The organism is Streptomyces sp. NPDC014801, assembly GCF_043082085.1.
Classification (GTDB): domain Bacteria; phylum Actinomycetota; class Actinomycetes; order Streptomycetales; family Streptomycetaceae; genus Streptomyces.
This window is the reverse complement of record NZ_JBIBXG010000017.1, coordinates 89,704-106,501: the sequence shown is the minus strand read 5'-3', so window position 1 is coordinate 106,501 and position 16,798 is coordinate 89,704. Positions and strand designations below refer to the sequence as shown.

Annotated in this window: 11 protein-coding genes; 5 read left to right on the top strand and 6 right to left on the bottom strand. The window is 75.0% G+C overall.

The window, feature by feature from the left end:
- Positions 1–68 precede the first annotated feature (68 nt).
- Together ACF1AL_RS35100 and pntB are read left to right on the top strand one after the other, a co-directional pair.
- Positions 69–1,640, top strand: a complete 1,572-nt coding sequence (locus tag ACF1AL_RS35100) for a Re/Si-specific NAD(P)(+) transhydrogenase subunit alpha (protein ID WP_366837466.1) — start codon at positions 69–71, stop codon at positions 1,638–1,640.
- Between the two features lie 6 nt (positions 1,641–1,646).
- A complete protein-coding gene (gene pntB / locus ACF1AL_RS35095) occupies positions 1,647–3,110 on the top strand; it encodes a Re/Si-specific NAD(P)(+) transhydrogenase subunit beta (RefSeq protein ID WP_384205131.1) in 1,464 nt (487 codons plus the stop codon).
- Between the two features lie 223 nt (positions 3,111–3,333).
- Here pntB and ACF1AL_RS35090 read toward each other — a convergent pair whose 3' ends face one another.
- Positions 3,334–5,796 (bottom strand): SpoIIE family protein phosphatase, encoded by a 2,463-nt coding sequence (locus tag ACF1AL_RS35090; protein WP_391777722.1) that lies wholly within the window; start codon positions 5,794–5,796, stop codon positions 3,334–3,336.
- Positions 5,797–6,097: 301 nt separating this feature from the next.
- On the opposite strand from ACF1AL_RS35090, the gene ACF1AL_RS35085 reads away from it, so the two are divergent.
- Positions 6,098–8,164, top strand: a complete 2,067-nt coding sequence (locus tag ACF1AL_RS35085) for a SpoIIE family protein phosphatase (RefSeq protein WP_391777723.1) — start codon at positions 6,098–6,100, stop codon at positions 8,162–8,164.
- A 157-nt stretch (positions 8,165–8,321) separates the two neighbouring features.
- Positions 8,322–9,107 (top strand): alpha/beta fold hydrolase, encoded by a 786-nt coding sequence (locus ACF1AL_RS35080; protein WP_391777724.1) that lies wholly within the window; start codon positions 8,322–8,324, stop codon positions 9,105–9,107.
- Between the two features lie 99 nt (positions 9,108–9,206).
- On the opposite strand, the gene ACF1AL_RS35075 is transcribed toward ACF1AL_RS35080, so the two are convergent.
- From ACF1AL_RS35075 to ACF1AL_RS35055, 5 genes are all read right to left on the bottom strand, one after another.
- Positions 9,207–10,004, bottom strand: a complete 798-nt coding sequence (locus ACF1AL_RS35075) for a thioesterase II family protein (protein ID WP_391777725.1) — start codon at positions 10,002–10,004, stop codon at positions 9,207–9,209.
- On the bottom strand, positions 10,001–10,150 hold the full coding sequence (locus ACF1AL_RS35070; RefSeq protein ID WP_386913526.1) for a hypothetical protein: 150 nt from the start codon (positions 10,148–10,150) through the stop codon (positions 10,001–10,003). Before ACF1AL_RS35070 ends, ACF1AL_RS35075 begins: the two co-directional genes overlap by 4 nt.
- A 427-nt stretch (positions 10,151–10,577) precedes the next feature.
- Positions 10,578–12,185 (bottom strand): hypothetical protein, encoded by a 1,608-nt coding sequence (locus ACF1AL_RS35065; protein ID WP_391777726.1) that lies wholly within the window; start codon positions 12,183–12,185, stop codon positions 10,578–10,580.
- Positions 12,182–14,188 carry a hypothetical protein gene (locus ACF1AL_RS35060; RefSeq protein ID WP_391698683.1) on the bottom strand — a complete coding sequence of 669 codons (2,007 nt, stop codon included), beginning with the start codon at positions 14,186–14,188 and terminating at the stop codon, positions 12,182–12,184. Before ACF1AL_RS35060 ends, ACF1AL_RS35065 begins: the two co-directional genes overlap by 4 nt.
- Positions 14,185–14,940, bottom strand: a complete 756-nt coding sequence (locus ACF1AL_RS35055; RefSeq protein ID WP_391698685.1) for a hypothetical protein — start codon at positions 14,938–14,940, stop codon at positions 14,185–14,187. Before ACF1AL_RS35055 ends, ACF1AL_RS35060 begins: the two co-directional genes overlap by 4 nt.
- A 364-nt stretch (positions 14,941–15,304) precedes the next feature.
- On the opposite strand from ACF1AL_RS35055, the gene ACF1AL_RS35050 reads away from it, so the two are divergent.
- On the top strand, positions 15,305–16,756 hold the full coding sequence (locus tag ACF1AL_RS35050; protein ID WP_391777727.1) for a hypothetical protein: 1,452 nt from the start codon (positions 15,305–15,307) through the stop codon (positions 16,754–16,756).
- The last annotated feature ends 42 nt before the right edge of the window (positions 16,757–16,798 follow it).

Below are 16,798 nucleotides of genomic sequence, written 5' to 3'. Positions count from 1 at the left end.
GAACGAGCCTGGTGGACACCCTTTGACAGCGGATACCCGTACAGCCTCCCCCCGAGGAGAACACGAGAATGTCTGCACAGGAACCCGCGCACCACCCGCCCCGGCGCATCGGCGTCGTCGCCGAGTCGCTCTCCGGGGAGACCCGCGTCGCCGCGACCCCCGCGACCGTGCGGCAGCTGCTCGGCCTCGGCTACGAGGTCGTCGTGGAACCCGAGGCCGGCGCGGCCTCCGGCTTCACCGACCAGGCCTACCGCGACGCCGGTGCCGCGGTCGGCGAGGCCTGGACGGCGGATGTCGTGCTGAAGGTGAACCCCCCGTCCGACGCGGAGATCACCCGATTGCGGCCCGGGGCGAGTGTCATCGCCCTGCTGGCGCCGGCGCAGAACCCCGACCTGCTCCGGGCGCTCGCCGAGGCCGGCATCACCGCGCTCGCCCTGGACGCGGTGCCGCGCATCTCGCGGGCGCAGTCCATGGACGTGCTGTCGTCGATGGCGAACATCGCGGGCTACCGCGCGGTGATCGAGGCCGCGCACGTCTTCGGCCGGTTCTTCACCGGGCAGGTCACCGCGGCGGGGAAGGTGCCGCCGGCGAAGGTGCTCGTCGCCGGCGCGGGCGTGGCCGGCCTGGCCGCGATCGGCGCCGCCTCCAGCCTCGGCGCGGTCGTACGGGCCACCGACCCGCGGCCCGAGGTCGCGGACCAGGTGAAGTCGCTCGGCGGCGAGTACCTGCCCGTGGACGTCGTCCAGGAGGCGAGCAGCGACGGCTACGCCAAGGCCACCTCCGCCGACTACGACCGCGCCGCGGCCGAGCTGTACCACGCCCAGGCGCAGGAGGTGGACATCGTGATCACCACCGCGCTGATCCCGGGCCGCCCGGCGCCGCGCCTGCTGACGGCCGCGGACGTGGCCGTGATGAAGCCGGGCAGCGTCATCGTGGACATGGCCGCCGCCCAGGGCGGCAACGTCGAGGGCACCGTGCCCGGGCGCGCCGTGGTCACCGACAACGGCGTGACCATCATCGGCTACACCGACCTCGCCTCCCGGCTGCCCGCCCAGGCCTCCCAGCTGTTCGGCACCAACCTGGTCAACCTGCTGAGGCTCCTCACCCCCGGCAAGGACGGCCGGCCGGTGATCGACTTCGACGACGTCGTGCAGCGGGCGGTGACGGTGGTGCGGGACGGCGAGGTCACCTGGCCACCGCCGCCCGTGCCGGTCTCCGCCGCACCGTCCGCCCCCTCCCCGGCCGCGCCCGCCACCCGCGAGCCCGCCGCGCCCGCGCCCGGGCGGCCCCGACTCACCGCCGCGGCACGCTTCGGCCTCATCGGGCTCGGCATGCTCGCGATGTTCCTGCTGGTGGCCTTCGCCCCGGCCCAACTCGCCGGGAACTTCACGGTGTTCGCGCTGGCGGTCGTGATCGGCTACTACGTCATCGGCAAGGTGCACCACGCGCTGCACACACCGCTGATGTCGGTCACCAACGCCATCTCCGGCATCGTCGTGATCGGGGCCCTGCTGCAGATCGGGCACGAGAGCACCCTCGTCACCGTGCTGTCCGTCGTGGCGATCCTGCTGACCAGCGTCAACATCTTCGGCGGTTTCGCCGTCACCCGCCGCATGCTGTCCATGTTCTCGAAAGGCTGAGCCGAGATGACGTCCCTGACGGCCTCCCACGCCGCCGACCTGGTCGCCGCCCTGTTGTTCATCCTCAGCCTGGCCGGCCTGTCCCAGCACCGCACCTCCCGCGCCGGTGTCGTCTACGGCATCGCGGGCATGGCGCTCGCCCTCGTCGCCACCGTCGTCGTCGCGTCGCGGAGCATCACCGCCGGGGCGGTCGCCCTCATCGTGCTGGCGATGGCGCTCGGCGCGGCGATCGGGCTGTGGCGGGCCCGCCGCGTCGAGATGACGCAGATGCCGGAACTGATCGCGGTGCTGCACAGCTTCGTCGGTCTCGCCGCCGTCCTCGTCGGCTGGAACAGCTACCTGGAGGTGGAGGCGCACGGCACGGCCCAGACCCGGATCGCCGGGGACCTGCTGGGCATCCACCACGCCGAGGTGTTCATCGGCATCTTCATCGGCGGTGTCACCTTCACCGGCTCGATCGTCGCGTTCCTGAAGCTGTCCGCGCGCATCAAGTCCCGTCCCCTGATGCTGCCCGGCAAGAACGCGCTGAACATCGGCGCGCTCCTCGCGTTCGTCGCGCTGACCGTCTGGTTCACCGTCAGCCCGGGCCTGCCGCTGATGATCGCCGTGACCGTGCTGGCGCTGGCGCTCGGCTGGCACCTGGTCGCCTCGATCGGCGGCGGCGACATGCCTGTCGTCGTCTCCATGCTGAACAGCTACTCGGGCTGGGCGGCGGCCGCGGCCGGCTTCCTGCTCGACAACAACCTGCTCATCGTCACCGGCGCGCTGGTCGGCTCCTCCGGTGCGTATCTGTCGTACATCATGTGCAAGGCGATGAACCGTTCCTTCCTGTCCGTCATCGCGGGCGGGTTCGGCATCGAGGCGCCCGCGAGCGGTGACGCCGAGCAGGGCGAGCACCGCGAGGTGCGGGCCGCGGAGGCGGCCGAACTGCTCGCCCAGGCCCGCTCGGTGATCATCACACCCGGCTACGGCATGGCCGTCGCCCAGGCCCAGCACCCGGTCGCGGAGCTGACGCGCCGGCTGCGCGAGCGGGGCGTCGAGGTGCGCTTCGGCGTGCACCCCGTCGCCGGGCGGCTGCCCGGCCACATGAACGTCCTGCTGGCGGAGGCGAAGGTGCCGTACGACATCGTCCTGGAGATGGACGAGATCAACGACGACTTCGCCGACACCTCGGTCGTGCTGGTCATCGGCGCCAACGACACCGTCAACCCGGCCGCCGAGGAGGACCCGTCCAGCCCGATCGCCGGGATGCCGGTGCTGCGGGTGTGGGAGGCCGAGCAGGTCGTCGTCTTCAAACGGTCCATGGCCTCCGGCTACGCCGGCGTGCAGAACCCGCTGTTCTTCCGCGAGAACACCGCCATGCTCTTCGGCGACGCCAAGCAGAGCGTCGAGGAGATCCTGCACGCGCTCGGCGCCGGCGACGACGCGGCGGCCACGGCCACGCGCCGGGCGACCGTGGCCGGCCGGTGAGGCCCGCGCCCGGCTGATCAGGACGCCTGCGCGCACGGAAGGGGGCGGGGGCGGCTCGCCGTCGGGCGGCCGCCCCGGCCCGCTGCCCGGCCCGCTGCCCGGCCCGCTGCCCGGCCCGCTGCCCGGCCCGCTGCCCGGCCCGCTGCCCGGCCCGCTGCCCGGCCCGCTGCCCCGGCCGGCGCGGCGGCTCGGCGGCGGGGCGTCGCAGGCGTACGCGGACGGCTCAGGGGAGTTCCTGCTCCGCCCAGATGATCTTGCCCTCGGGGGTGTACCGGACGCCCCAGCGGTGGGCGAGCTGGGCCACCAGGAACAGGCCGCGGCCGCCCTCGTCCGTGCTGCGGGCGTGCCGCAGCCGGGGAGCGGTGCTGCTGCCGTCGGCCACCTCGCAGGTCAGCCGGGCGTCGCGGAGGAGGCGCAGACGAATGGGCGCCGTGGCGTGGCGGATCGCGTTGGTGACGAGCTCGCTGACGACGAGCTCCGTGGTCATCGCCAGTTCCGGATAACCCCACAGCTCCACCTGACGGGTGGCGCGGGCCCGGACCTCGCTCACCGCCGCCGCCTCCGCGGCGACGTCCCACGAGGCGACCTGGTCGGGCCGCAACGCGTGGGTGCGGGCCAGCAGCAGCGCGATGTCGTCGGACTGGGGCCCGACCGCGAGGAGCTGCACGGCGGTCCGGCACAGGGCGTCGAGGTCGGCGCCGGGCCGCGCCAGGGCCCCGCCGAGGCGGTACATGCCCAGCTCCATGTCGCCGTCCGCGCCCAGCACCAGGCCGTCGGTGTACAGGGCGAGGAGCGAGTCCGCGGGCAGCTCTATCTCACCGGTCTCGAACCCGATGCCGCCGAGCCCGAGCGGCGGACCGGCGGGCGGCGCGGGGAAGTGCACCTGGCCGTCCGGTGCGACGACGACCGGTGGCGGATGGCCGGCCCGTGCCATCGTGCAGAGCCGGGTGACCGGGTCGTACACGGCGTACAGACAGGTCGCCCCGAGGAACGCGGTCGCGCCGTCGCCGGCCCGCGCGCCGGAGGTCTGCTCCTCGCTCAGCCGCAGCACCAGATCGTCGAGGTGCGCCAGCAGCTCGTCGGGCGGCATCTCCATGTCGGCGAGGGTCTGCACCGCCGTGCGCAGCCGCCCCATCGCGGCCGCCGCGGTGATGCCGTGGCCGACGACGTCGCCGACCACCAGGCCCACCCGCGAGCCGGACAGCGGGATCACGTCGAACCAGTCGCCGCCGACCCCGCCGGTCGGGTCCGCGGGCAGATAGTGCGAGGCCACGTCCAGTGCGGTGCCGCCGCTGAGGGCGTCCGGCAGCAGACTGCGCTGCAGGGTGACGGCCGCCGTGTGCTCCCGGGTGTAGCGGCGGGCGTTGTCGACGCACAGCGCGGCCCGCGCCACGAGCTCCTGGGCCACCAGCACGTCGTCGGTCTGGAACGGGACGGGGTTGCGCGACCGTATGAACGTCGTCAGGCCCAGAGCGGTGTTGCGGGCCCGCATCGGCACGGAGATGAGGGAGTGCAGCCCGAACTCCCGTATCCGGGCCGCCCGGGCCGGGTCCCGCGCGGTCCAGTGCTCGTCGTCCGCGTCGAGCACCGGCACGAGGGTCGCGGCGCCCCGCAGGAGCGTGCCCATGTCGCCGGGCGGCGGCAGGAAGTCCACCCGGTCCCCGACCCGCGCCACGGCCTCCGGGCAGCCCTCCCGCACCGAGCTCATCCCGGCCCGGCGCATCACCGGCCCCGCCGACGCCGGGCCGGCGTCCGGCAGCCACGCCCCGTGCCCCTCGACGCTGAGGACCGTCTCCAGCAGGTCCACGACGACGAAGTCCGCGAAGCGGGGGACGGCGAAGTCGGCCAGCTCCTGTGCCGTGCTCAGCACGTCGAGGCTTCTGCCGATGCCGGTGCCGGCCTCGTTGACCAGCGACAGCAGCCGGCGGGCGTTCCACCGCTCGGTGACGTCCAGGACCATGTAGCACACGCCGGTGACCGTGTCGTCCGCGTCGACCAGCGGGAAGAAGGAGGTCGAATAGGCGCGCTGCCGGTGCGGATCGGCCCAGGCCCAGCCCACGTACTCGTAGTCCGTGACCGGGACGCCCGTCTCCAGCACCTTGCGCATCAGCCCTTCCAGGGCCTCCGTCTGCAGTCCGGGCATGAGCTCGCTCAGCCGGCGCCCCAGCCGCTGGTCCCGCGGGACGCCGCCGATGCGTTCCAGGGTGTCGTTCAGCCAGATGAAGCGCAGCTGCCGGTCCACCACCGCCATGCCGACCGGTGACCGGGTGAGGAAACCGTCGAGGACCGACTCGCCCACCGTCCACCGCTCCTGCCGCTCCCGCGCCGAGAGCAGAAAGCACTCGTCCTCCCCGATGCGGAACGCGGCGGAGACCCGCAGATCCACCTCGACCCGGCGGCCGTCACGGTGCCGCAGCGCGACGACACCGCTCCACCCCCGGCCGGAGCGGCACCGCTCGGCGACCCCGGCGATGCGCACCGGGTCCTCGGGCATCGCCGTCAGGCACGCGGCGGACCGGCCGACGACCTCGGGCGCCGGATGGCCGAGCAGTTCCTCCGCGCCGCGCGTCCAGCCGAGCACCACGCCGTGGGCCGACAGCACGGCAGCCGCGTCGGAGGACGCGTCGAGAAGGGCGTGCGCTCCCGCTGCCGCCGGAGGATCCGAGCCGAACTGCGCAGCATTCATGGGTCCCGTCCTTTACACGACCATCGTCCTGCGAGTCCGCGCGATACGCACGACCGCGCCCCGCCGCCCCGCACGCCCTCCGGCGGTGCAGGGCGCCCTCGGGCGACGCGGCGCCCCGGCCCCGTCGAGCGCGCTGTGTCGCCCCCGCTCGGGACCGGAGAGAGCATGGAAGGGCCGGGGGCGAAGCCGTGCGCGGATCCCGGCGCAGCCCGGAGGCCCTCGCCGTCCGGCACCGGAGGATCCGTCCGGCACCGGAGGACCGGGCGGCACCGCGGGATCAGGCCGGTACAGGAGGACAGGTATGAAAGCCCACCCCGTCCCGTCCGACCGAGACCCGTACGGCGAGGACGAGCCCCGCCGGACCACCCTGCTGGACGTGCTCAGCGTCGCCGCGCTCGTCCTGGACACCGACGGGCGCATCGTGTTCTGGACCCCGCAGGCCGAGGAGCTCTTCGGCTACTCCGCGAGCGAGGCGCTGGGCCGCCCGGCGGCCCGGCTGATCATCCACCCCGAGCACTTCCAGGCGGTCATCAGGCTGTTCGCGGAGGTCGTGGAGACGGGCCGCAGCTGGGCCGGCGCCTTCCCCGTGCGGCACAAGGACGGCAGCACGCGCCTGATGGAGTTCCGCAACATGCGGCTCCTGGACGACCTCGGGGACGTGTACGCCCTGGGCCTGGCCGCCGACCACAATCTGCTGCAGCGCGTCGAGACCGACCTGGCGCTCTGCGAGCGCCTGATCAACCAGTCCCCGATCGGCCTCGCCCTCCTCGACCCCGACCTGCGGTACCTGCTGGTCAACCCGGCGCTGGAACGCATCGACGGCATCCCCGCGGAGGACCACATAGGCCGCCATCTGCGCGAGACCCTGCCCTTCCCCGACGTCGACACCATCGAGTCCGCGCTGCGCCAGGTCCTCACCACCGGCACCCCGCTGCTCGACCAGTACCACGTGGGCCGGCCCCCCTCGGACCCCGAGGACGAGCGGGCCTGGTCGCTGTCCTTCTACCGGCTGGAGGACCCGGGCGGGCGGGTGCTGGGCGCGGCCACGTCCGTCGTCGACGTCACCGAACGGCACCGGGCGGCCGCAGAGGCGGACCGGGCCCGGCGCCGGCTGGCCCTGATCGCCGACGCCTCCACCCGCGTCGGCACCACCCTGGAGGTGGAGCAGACCGCCGCGGAGCTGGCCGAGATCGCCACCTCGGCGCTCGCCGACGTGGTCGCCGTGGACGTCCTCGACTCCGCCCTCGCCTGCCGCCGCGTCAGGGAACCCGACAACGGGCCCGAACTCTTCCGCGCCCTCGCCCTGAAGGCGGCCCACCCCACGGTCGCGCTGCGCGCCGCCGACACCCCCGGCGACCTCGCCGCCTACGAGGGCGACCGCCTGGTCACCCTGTGCGTGCACACCGGCCGGCCCATCCTGGTACGGCACGTCGGCGCCCGCGACCTGCCGCGCATCGCCCGCGACGACGAGGCCGCCGCCCTCCTCGAACGCGCCGGCGTCCACTCCTACCTCGCGGTGCCGCTCATCGCCCACGGCGAGGTCCTGGGCGCTCTCGACCTCAAACGTACCGACAACCCGGAGCCCTTCGACGAGGACGACGTCGTCCTGGCCGCCGAGCTGGCCGGCCGTGCCGCGATCGCCATCGACAACGCGCGCTGGTTCCAGAGCGTGCGCAACACCGCGCTGACCCTGCAGCGCAGCCTGCTGCCCGACCACGCGGCCCACCACACCGGTCTGGAACTGGCCTCCCGCTACCAGCCGGCGCAGGCCACCAGCGAGGTGGGCGGCGACTGGTACGACGTGCTCGGCCTGAGCGGCGACAAGACCGCCCTGGTGGTCGGGGACGTCATGGGCAACGGCATCGACGCCGCCGCCACGATGGGCCGGCTGCGCACCGCCACGCGCGCGTACGCCGACCTCGACCTGGACCCGGGGGAGGTGCTCCAGCACCTGGACAAGATCACCTGCGATCTGGAGCACTACATCGTCACCTGCCTCTACGCCGTCTACGACCCCGAGACGCGACAGTGCTGCATCGCCAACGCCGGCCACATGCCGCCCGCGCTGGCCCGCCCCGGCCAGGCTCCCACGCTGCTCGACCTGCCCGCCGGCGCCCCGCTCGGCGTCGGCGGCATCGCCTTCGGGGCCACCACCGTCGAACTGGCCGCCGGCGACCTGCTGGTGCTGTACACGGACGGTCTCGTGGAGACCCGGCAGCACCCGATCGACGACCGCCTCGACGCCCTGCTCGGCTTCCTCGACGAACCGCGGCGGCCGCTGGAGGAGACCTGCGACCTCCTCCTGTACGGCCTGAGACATCCCGACGACCACGACGACGTGGCCCTGCTCGTCGCCCGGGCGCTGTAGGTCACACATCGTCGGGAAGCGACCGCCGACGCCGCTGGTGGGGGCCGTCACACCGCCCCGCGCCGCGATCGTCCGCGCGGGGGCGGGGCCGGCGGGGTCGGCCTAGCATGAGGGGAGGGCCGGGCCGGCGCGCCCAGCGGCCTGGAGGCGATGCGTCATGAGCGTGGACTGGCAGCTCAGACAAACCGGGCCGGCCGACGGCCGCGACACCGTGCTGCTGCTGCCCGGCGGCATGTGCAGCGCGAGGTCGTACGCGGACGTGATGGCGCAGCCCGGCCTGGCGGGACTGCGGCTCGTCGCCGTCACCCTGCCCGGGCAGGCCGGAACGCCCCCGCCGGACGACTGCAGCGTCGAGCGGTACGCCGAACTCACGGCCGAACTGGCGGACGAGGTCGGCGCCGACGTCGTCGTCGGCTTCAGCATGGGGGCCGTCGTCGCCCTGGAGATGATCGTCTCGGGGGCGTTCACGGGACCGGCGGTACTGCTCGGGGTCAGCATCTCCCCGGCGGACGAACCGGCGTTCTTCCGCGCCCTGGCACGCGCCGGCGACGTGCTCGGCGGACTGCCCGCCGCGGTGCTGGCCAAGGGGGCGGCGGCGATGGCCGGCCGGGCCGACCTGCCCCCGCAGCGCCGGGCCGAACTGCGGGCCGACTTCGCCAAGAACGTGCCGCGGCACGTGCAGCCCGGGCTGCGGGCATACCTGCGGTGGCTGCACCGGCACGAGCAGCGGGCCGAGCGGCTGTGCGCGGCGGGCGTCCCCACCTGGGTCGTCCACGCGGAGAAGGGCGACGGCGGCCTCACCGACGAGGAGCGGCGCGTCCTGACGGCATGCCCCCACATCCGGGTGGTGACCCTCCCCGGCGCGGTGTTCTTCCTGCCCAACGAGGTCCCCGGCCGGATCGCCGACATCATCCTGGAGGCGGCGGCCCGCGTACGCCGCTGAGCTGTGCCCCGGTCGAGCACGGGCAACCGGCCGGTGCGCGGAGGAGCTTGGCGGCATGCGGGGGAGAGCCCACGGGGTGGACGCCGCCGCCGGTGCGGGTCACCGCTGTGAAGTACGCCCGGTCTGCCGGGGCAGGGCGGCGGTGGCGGCGGGGCGCCGGCCTTCGAGGTCGAGGCGGATCGCGTCGAGGACCTCCGCGGTCCGCTCGTGCGGGAAGAAGTGGCCGCCGTCGAAGACCCGTGCCGTCACCGGAGCGGCGATCTCCGCCCAGCGGGCGACCGACTCCGGCGGGGCCACCGGGTCCGTCCGGCCCGCGTACACGGCGGTCGGCGTGGTGACGGGGGAGCCGTCCCACACGTGGTCGCGCAGCGCTGCCAGGTCGTCGAGCAGCATGGTGACGGCCAGTTCGCGCATCGTGGGGTTCTGCAGCACCCGGGCGGGCGTGCCGCCCACCGTGCGCAGGAACTCCACGGCCCGCGCCCGCGCGTCGGTCCCGTCCGGCACGGGCAGCGGCCGGCCCAGCTGGGGCGGGTTCGTGCCGCAGACGACGAGCAGTGCGGGCAGCGCCTCGGGGGCGTGCCGCCGCAGCTGAAGAACCGTTTCGGCGGCGAGTGCGCCACCCATGCTGTGCCCCAGCAGCACATACGGCCGGTTCAGCGCGGCCAGCGACTCGGCGAGTTCCCGGCTCCGCCCCCGCAGGCTCCGGCGCTCCGGCGGGTCGGTCGGCTTCGCCGTGCGGGTGCCGAAGAGCGCGAACCCGCGGGCGTGGGCCGCCGCCGTCCACGGACGGAAGGCGGCCGAGGTTCCGCCCGCGTGCTGCACGGCCACGAGCGGCATCCCGTCCGGCGGTTGCCGGCCCGCACGGCCGGCGGTCAACCGGAAGACGACGGAGCTCATGCGGCGAGCGCCTCGCCGGGAGCCGGGACGCCCGCGCGGCGGCCCTGCGGGCGCGGCCACGAGCGGCCGGCCTCGCCACGGACCGGGCCGGGGCCGTCGTACTCCGGAGGAAAGCCGTCGCGGATCTCCACCTCGCCGATGATCATGCGCCGAGTTGATCACCGCGTCAGCGGGCATGTCAATCGCCCACGACCGCCGGAAGCCGGGAGCCCCGGGAGGCGGCCCGGCCGGACCGGACGGGTGCGCCCTGCGGGCCGGTCCGGCAGGGCGCACACCCCTGCCGGCGGACGGGCACGCGGCCCGGCGTGCTCCGCCGGGCCGCACGGGGTCATCGGCACGCCGCCCCGTGGCCCGTGTGCTCCTCGGGCTCGTCGGGGTCGCGGCGGTCGCTGTTCCAGGACGGCTTCATGGGGCTCTCCTCACTGCGTGAGTCCGCTGCCTACGGTGGTCGGAAAGCCCTGCGCAGGTTCCGGCCCCCGTTGTAGGGCCGCGCGGGACGGCCCGGCAACGCCCTGCGCCGCAGGTCGGAGGAACCCCGGAAAACCGGAAAACGCCCGCCCTGGTCGGCGCCCCTCAGCCGCCCCCCTTCCCGGCGCCTCGCCGACGGTTGGCCAGCCCCAGCACGAGCGCACCGGACAGCAGCACGTTGCTGCCGTAGAAGACCGGCCCGGGCCGGACCGCGCCCGGCTGGGGGTGGATCCAGTACGGCGCGCACACCAGCCACGAGGTGAGCGGCACGACCACGACCGTCCAGATCGCGACGTTCCGGGTGCTGCGCGCCGCGGAGCCCACGCACCGGCGCAGGCCCTCGCCGCTCCACAGCGACCAGGCCAGCGCGGCGGCCGCGTACCCGAGGAGCGGTGCGAGCAGTGCGCCCGTCAGATCGGTGAGGGCGCCGCCGTCCCGGTAGGCGTTGCCGTCGGCCGCGAAGGACCAGGCGCACACCAGTTGTGTCCCGAGCAGCGCGGGCGGGACGACGAGGACCCGCAGCGAGCGCAGCAGGGCGCCGCCGCCCAGCAGTGCCGCCTGGCCCAGCACCTCCAGCGCCCGGACCACGGCGGACACCAGCAGCCGTGTCACGGAGACGAGACCCCGCCAGAGCAGGTTGGTCAGGGCCACCAGGGAGCGCAGCATCAGCTCCGCGGCGAGGACGAGGATGTCCAGGACGATGCAGCCCAGCGCCACCGCGGCCGTGAGCAGCAGATCGGCGAGGGCGCCCACGACCTGCACGAGCTGGTCCAGCGGCCCGGACCCGTTCGCCGGGCGCTGCCGCCAGCGGGGCCGGGGCACGTCCAGCAAGGGCAGGTCCGCCGGGCGTCGGAGCAGCGGCGTCACGGCCGCGTCGAAGGTGCGCACGCCATGGACGAAGCCGGCCAGGACGGCGGTGAGCAGGGCACCGAGCACGGCGAGCCACGGGGTTCTGCCCAGCCACAGCCGGATCACCTGCGGCGGGTTCCAGAGCCAGTCGTCGGGGCAGTACCGCAGTGCCGCCTCGGCCATCAGCGCCGGCAGCGCGCCCGCCGCCGCGCCGAAGGTCAGCGCGCCCGGGAGCATCCACGGTTCGTGCCGGTCGCGGACGGACCGGTCGGCCGGGTCCACGGCGCCGGGCCCGCGGGCCGCCGGCCGCGCCGCGAGCCCGCTGTGGCCGCCGTGCCACGCCATCCGGCCCGCGCACCAGGCCCACAGCAGAGCGACCACCGCGAGCACCGACGTCAGCGCGACCCTGCGCGCCGTCGTACCGCCCCAGTGGGCCACCGCACCGACCACGCAGGCGAGCACCAGCAGCAGCGCCGCGATGCCCCGAGTCGTCGGGTAGGGCCGCAGCGGGGCCAGCGTGAACAGGGCCGCGCACCCCAGCGCCGGGACCAGCAACGGCAGCGGGCTGTCCCAGCGGGCGCTCAGCGTGACAGTGCTCGGCAACAGCAGCGCCAGCAGCGACAGGACGAACCGCCGAACGCCCGGCGAGGCGCTGCCGAGGAGGACCAGGCCGCCCTCGGGGCAGAACAGGTCCGTCGGCGCGGCGTCGTCCGCGGCGCGCTCCGCGCACGCCGGGTGGCAGACGCGCGGGGAGGTCACCGCCCGTTCCGCGCCCCAGCGCAGATACCAGGGCCGGGTGTCCCGGCGGACGGGGGCGGCGGGCGGCGGCGCGGGGTCCCGCAGGTCCCAGGTGGAGGTGCTCATCTCGGTTCCCCTCTGCGCCCCCATCGGCGCACGCGGCTCGGGATCGAAGGAAGGCGGACGGCCCGGCGCCGGGCCAGGGACACGGCGTAGCGGGCGAGCAGCCGGAATCGGTGCCAGGGCGCGTACTGCACCGACCGGACGTGCATCCGGTACTCGCGCGGCCCGAACACCCGGTCCGCGCCGGGCAGCAGAACGGTGCGGGCGGCGCCCGCCTGGGAGCCGAGCAGGGTGTAGAACGCGGTCAGCTCCCGGTAACGGGTGGTCAGCTGCTGTTCGTAGGCTCGCAGTTCGGCGTCGGTGGCACCGGGCGGGGGCGGCCGGTGCGTGTCGCGGAGGAGCCGGTGCCGGTAGCTCACCCAGGCGAGCAGGTTCCCCGCCTCGAAGACCGTCTCGGCGGGTCCCCGGGTGGCCTGCTCCCCGCGCGGCTCGCCGGCGCCGATCCGGCGCAGGCTGTCCTGCAGGTCGCTGCGGGTGGCGAACAGTGAGGCGCCGACATCCCGCGACAGCTGCCGGAGATCGGCGTGGTGCCGGCGGGCCAGCCGCCGCCCGAGCGGCCGGAGTTCCGGCGTGTAGGTCATGTGCTCGACCACCCGGCCCGCGGTCTCGCTCAGCATCAGGTACTCCGCGCCGCCCCGGGGGAAGCGCCGCCGGTACGCGACGAGCCAGGCGTACGCGGGCAGCAGCCGGCCCTGCACCCACAGGGTGGCGCCGATGCGTTCCGCGCGGGCGGCGGCCAGCGGCCCCCGTGCGCCACCGGGCGTCGACCGGCGCCACATCCGCCGCAGGTCGCGCCAACGGCCCTGCTCCCACAACGACTCCGAGCGCGCCCACCACAGCTCTTCCTCGGACACGGCGGTCAGCCGGGAGCCGTCGGCGAGCATCTCCTCCAGCCGCCGGTGCAGCCCCAGCTCACGGCACAGCACGAAGGTGCACGCACTGCGCAGGGGGTCGTCCGGGGACAGGGAGAGGAGGGCGGGGGCCGAGGGGGGAGCGTCGCCCGGGGCCGGGGCAGGTGTCGTACCCGCGGTCGGCGCGGAGACCCGCTGCGGTGGCGCACCGAGGTCCCAGCGGTCCCGCAACACCGGGTACAGCCGGCCGGTGTGCCCGCACACCACGGTGACCCGCGCGCCCGCCGCCGCCAGCAGCCGCACCAGCCGGGGCACCGACTCGTCGCCGTGGGAGACCTCGTGCCAGGGGTGGCCGGGCTCGGTGTGGTGGGCGATCCACACCACGCGCAGCCCGGACAAGGTCCCCGGCGGCCAAGCCGCCACCGTGGTGTCGACGTCGAAGAAGTCGCTGCCCGAGTAGCCGGCCACGACCAGGAGCGCGTGCTCGCGCAGGGTGCGCTGGAGGGCGTCGGCGTGCGCCGGGTCCAGGCCGCCCTGGATGCTCGCCAGGGTCGCGCCGAGGCCGTCACCGTCCGGGTTGCCGACGAAGGAGTGGTGGAAGTGCTGCACCATCCCGTCACCCGGCAGGCCGCCGGTCAGTTCCCGGAAGCACGCCTCGATGCAGCCGTCGAAGTTGGCCGTGATGTGCCGCCCGCCGGCGATCAGATGCCGGGCGAAGAGGTCGTGCGCGGCGTTGGGGACGGCGTCCCGCACGTCCGCGAGCACCTCCATCGGCCGGACCAGGGTGGGCGCGCAGGCCCGCACAGCGGCGCCCAGCAGGGTCTCCAGCCGGGGCTGGGCGGGTGGGCGCGGGGCGCGCGGGTCCCGGTCGAGCGGGCAGCCGGGCGGCGCCCGCCAGCCGAGCGCCGCGTGCAGCGCGTGGATCTCCGCCGGCAGGCCGGGCTCCAGGAACGCGTCGCAGACCCGCCGGGTCAGGGCCGGACCGGAAGGCAGACACGACGGCGGGTCCATGGAGATGCCCGCGCCGGTCAGGAAGACGGTGCCGCGCGGCCCGGCGCCGGCGACGAGATCCGCCACCGCCGGGAAGCCGTCGGGCACGCCGGACACGGCGGGACGGCGGCCGGCGGGGGCGTCGCCGGCCGCGGGGACGGTCACGACGCCTCGTCCGGGGCGTCCGGCCGGGCGGCCTTCCACAGGGCGTCGTACCGCTGGACCCAGTACTCCAGCCAGCGCGGCGACTCGTGGCGGGAGATGCGCAGATGCATCCGGTCGGCGATGTTGTCGTCCTGGAAGCCGTGGAACTCCACGATCGCGTAGCCGTCCGCGCGGTGCGCGTTGACGATCAGCAGACTGAACCCCGGGTTCACCGGCAGCCTGCGGAACTCGAACCGCGGATGCTCCCGCGCGAGCCGCCGCAGGATCTCCACCGAGTGGGCCAGCGTGGTGGCGAGGTCGACGCTGTCGTCGAGTTGCAGCGCGGCGCCCGCGACCGCCTCCGCGTCCGGCGCGAGCACCACGCACCGCACCGCACCGCCCTTCGCCAGCACGAGTCTGCGGAGGTCCGCGTTGTGCAGCAGGACGTGGGCGGCCGTCGGCCCGTAGATCCGCAGGTCCTCCACGCCCGGCAGCAGCGCCCCGAACGGCTGGAACGCCTCCCGCCCGCGCAGCACCCGGTCCAGGGACGGGCCCTGCTCGCCGCTCGCGCGCCGCGAGGTGAACAGCAGGACGTTCACGCCCAGCAGCAGGGCGGCCAGTTGGTAGCGCAGCGCGACGGCGTCGGCCAGACTCAGCGCGGCGACCGCGAGTCCCACCAGGAACACCGTGTACGCCTCGATGTTGCGTTGCTGTCTCACGTCCGCGAAGAACGACGTCACGGCCCGCCGCAGCCGCCGGGATATCCCTGTCATGCCACCTTCCTCGTCCGGTCGTCGGGCGCGGTCCGCTGCCTGCGCGGCCGGGTCGCGAACGGCCCGCGCCACGTCCCGCGAAGGGGTCCGCGCAGCCGGGCCGCGTACGGCCCGTTGTCCCGCGTAGGCGGTAGGAGACAGCACCCCGGGCCCGTGGCGAGTGATCAAGCGAGAAGGCGCGTGATACCCGCGAGTTCTCGCGGGCCCGACCGCCGGCCCGAGCCTCCGGCTCACCATGGGGACCCCGCCGAGGGGCACCGGCGTCCCGCCCGAACGCGCGCCGCCGTTCGGCGTACGCCTTGTGCGCGTGCCCGCGCCGTGCACCCTGGGAGCACACGGCCCCGCCCACCGATGGAGGAACCGCGTGGCACACCGCCCGTTCGACCACCCCGAGGCCACCCGGCAGTTCATCGGCGAGTGCCTGACGGTCCTGCGCGGACAGCGGCGGCCGGCCGGCGCCGCCGCGATCGGGGAGGCGCTCGGAATCCCCGAGAGCACCGCGCGCGGCTACCTGAACGGAAGCACCGACGCCGTGCCGGCCGGTTTCTGCGTGGAACTCGGCCGGCTCGCGCAGATTCCCGCCCACGACGTCCTGCGGGCGCTCGGGCTGCTGCCGCCGGGGCCGCCCGAGGCGCCGGCGAGCTCCGTCCTCGGCGCCCCGCTGCGCGCGGTGGAGGCGCTGCTGCACGATCCTGACGGCGCCGAGCGCTTCGACGCGCGTGTCTTCCGGGTCTTCTCCGGGCACCGCTACCGGTGCCCCAGCCACGAGGTGGCCCGCTTCACCCTGCGCCCCGGGCGCACGCCGCTGCCCTACGACGTCGCCGAGCGGCTCGCCCGGCTGTCCGGAGTGGACGGGCACCCCTCGGAGGAAGCTGTGCACCGCGACCCCGGTTACTGGTCGCTCCGCCTCGAACTGCGGGCGCGCGTCGAGGCGGTGCTGCGTTCCGCGGGGGAGCACAGCTGGCAGGGAGAGCCCGGCACCGATCTGTGGAACGCGCTGCGCAGCGCGGACGGCCGGGCGCCCCAGGTGCTCGTCCAGGACCCGATCGCCGGCTTCTCGACCGGGCCGGTCACCGACCCGGACGGCACCCTGCCGACCCTGCTCTTCGTGGGCGGGCGCCAACTCGTCGGCACGGCCGCGGCGCTCCTCGCCCAGGCGCTGGGCCGGCAGTACGTCCTCGTGCGGTCGCTGACCGAGGTCGCGCAAGGCGGCGTCCTCGTTCCCGTACGGCGCGACCTCGTCGGCGGGCGCACCACCGCCTGGACCTCCGTGGCGACGCACCTGCGCGAACAGCACCTGGCGGGACGGCCCTGGCCCGCGGTGATCGTGGTGCGGCCCTACGCCTTCACCGCCCAGGGCGGCCTCGACGAGACGGCCCTGGACCATCTGCGGCACACCCCGGCCCGGATCGTCTTCTGCCGCCCGTCGTCCGCGATGCTCGCCTGGTGGGCCATACGGCAGGAACGGGCGGCGGGACGTGCCCGCTACCACGGCCGGTCCCGGCAGGCCGAGACCGAACGGGCGCTGGACGCCGTGGCCGCGGTGATCCGCGAACGTGAGCGAGGCGACGACCTGACGATGCGGCTGCCCGAGCCGCACAGGGAACACGACGGGGGAGCGGCACCCGAGTTCGAGGCCGAGTTCCCGGCGGCCGTGGCCGACCTCCAGCCCAGGGTGGCGTGGTGGGTGCTGCGGCGGCTCAGCGAGACCGACCCCGGGTGCCTGCCCCGGCAGCTCGTGCCCACCAGCCGGCTGGCCCGGTGGTCCGAACTCCTCGCCGCAGACCCGCGCGCCCTGTCCCCGGCCCCCCTGTGACCGGGTCGGCGGAACCGGTGGACACCGTCCACCCTCACCCGG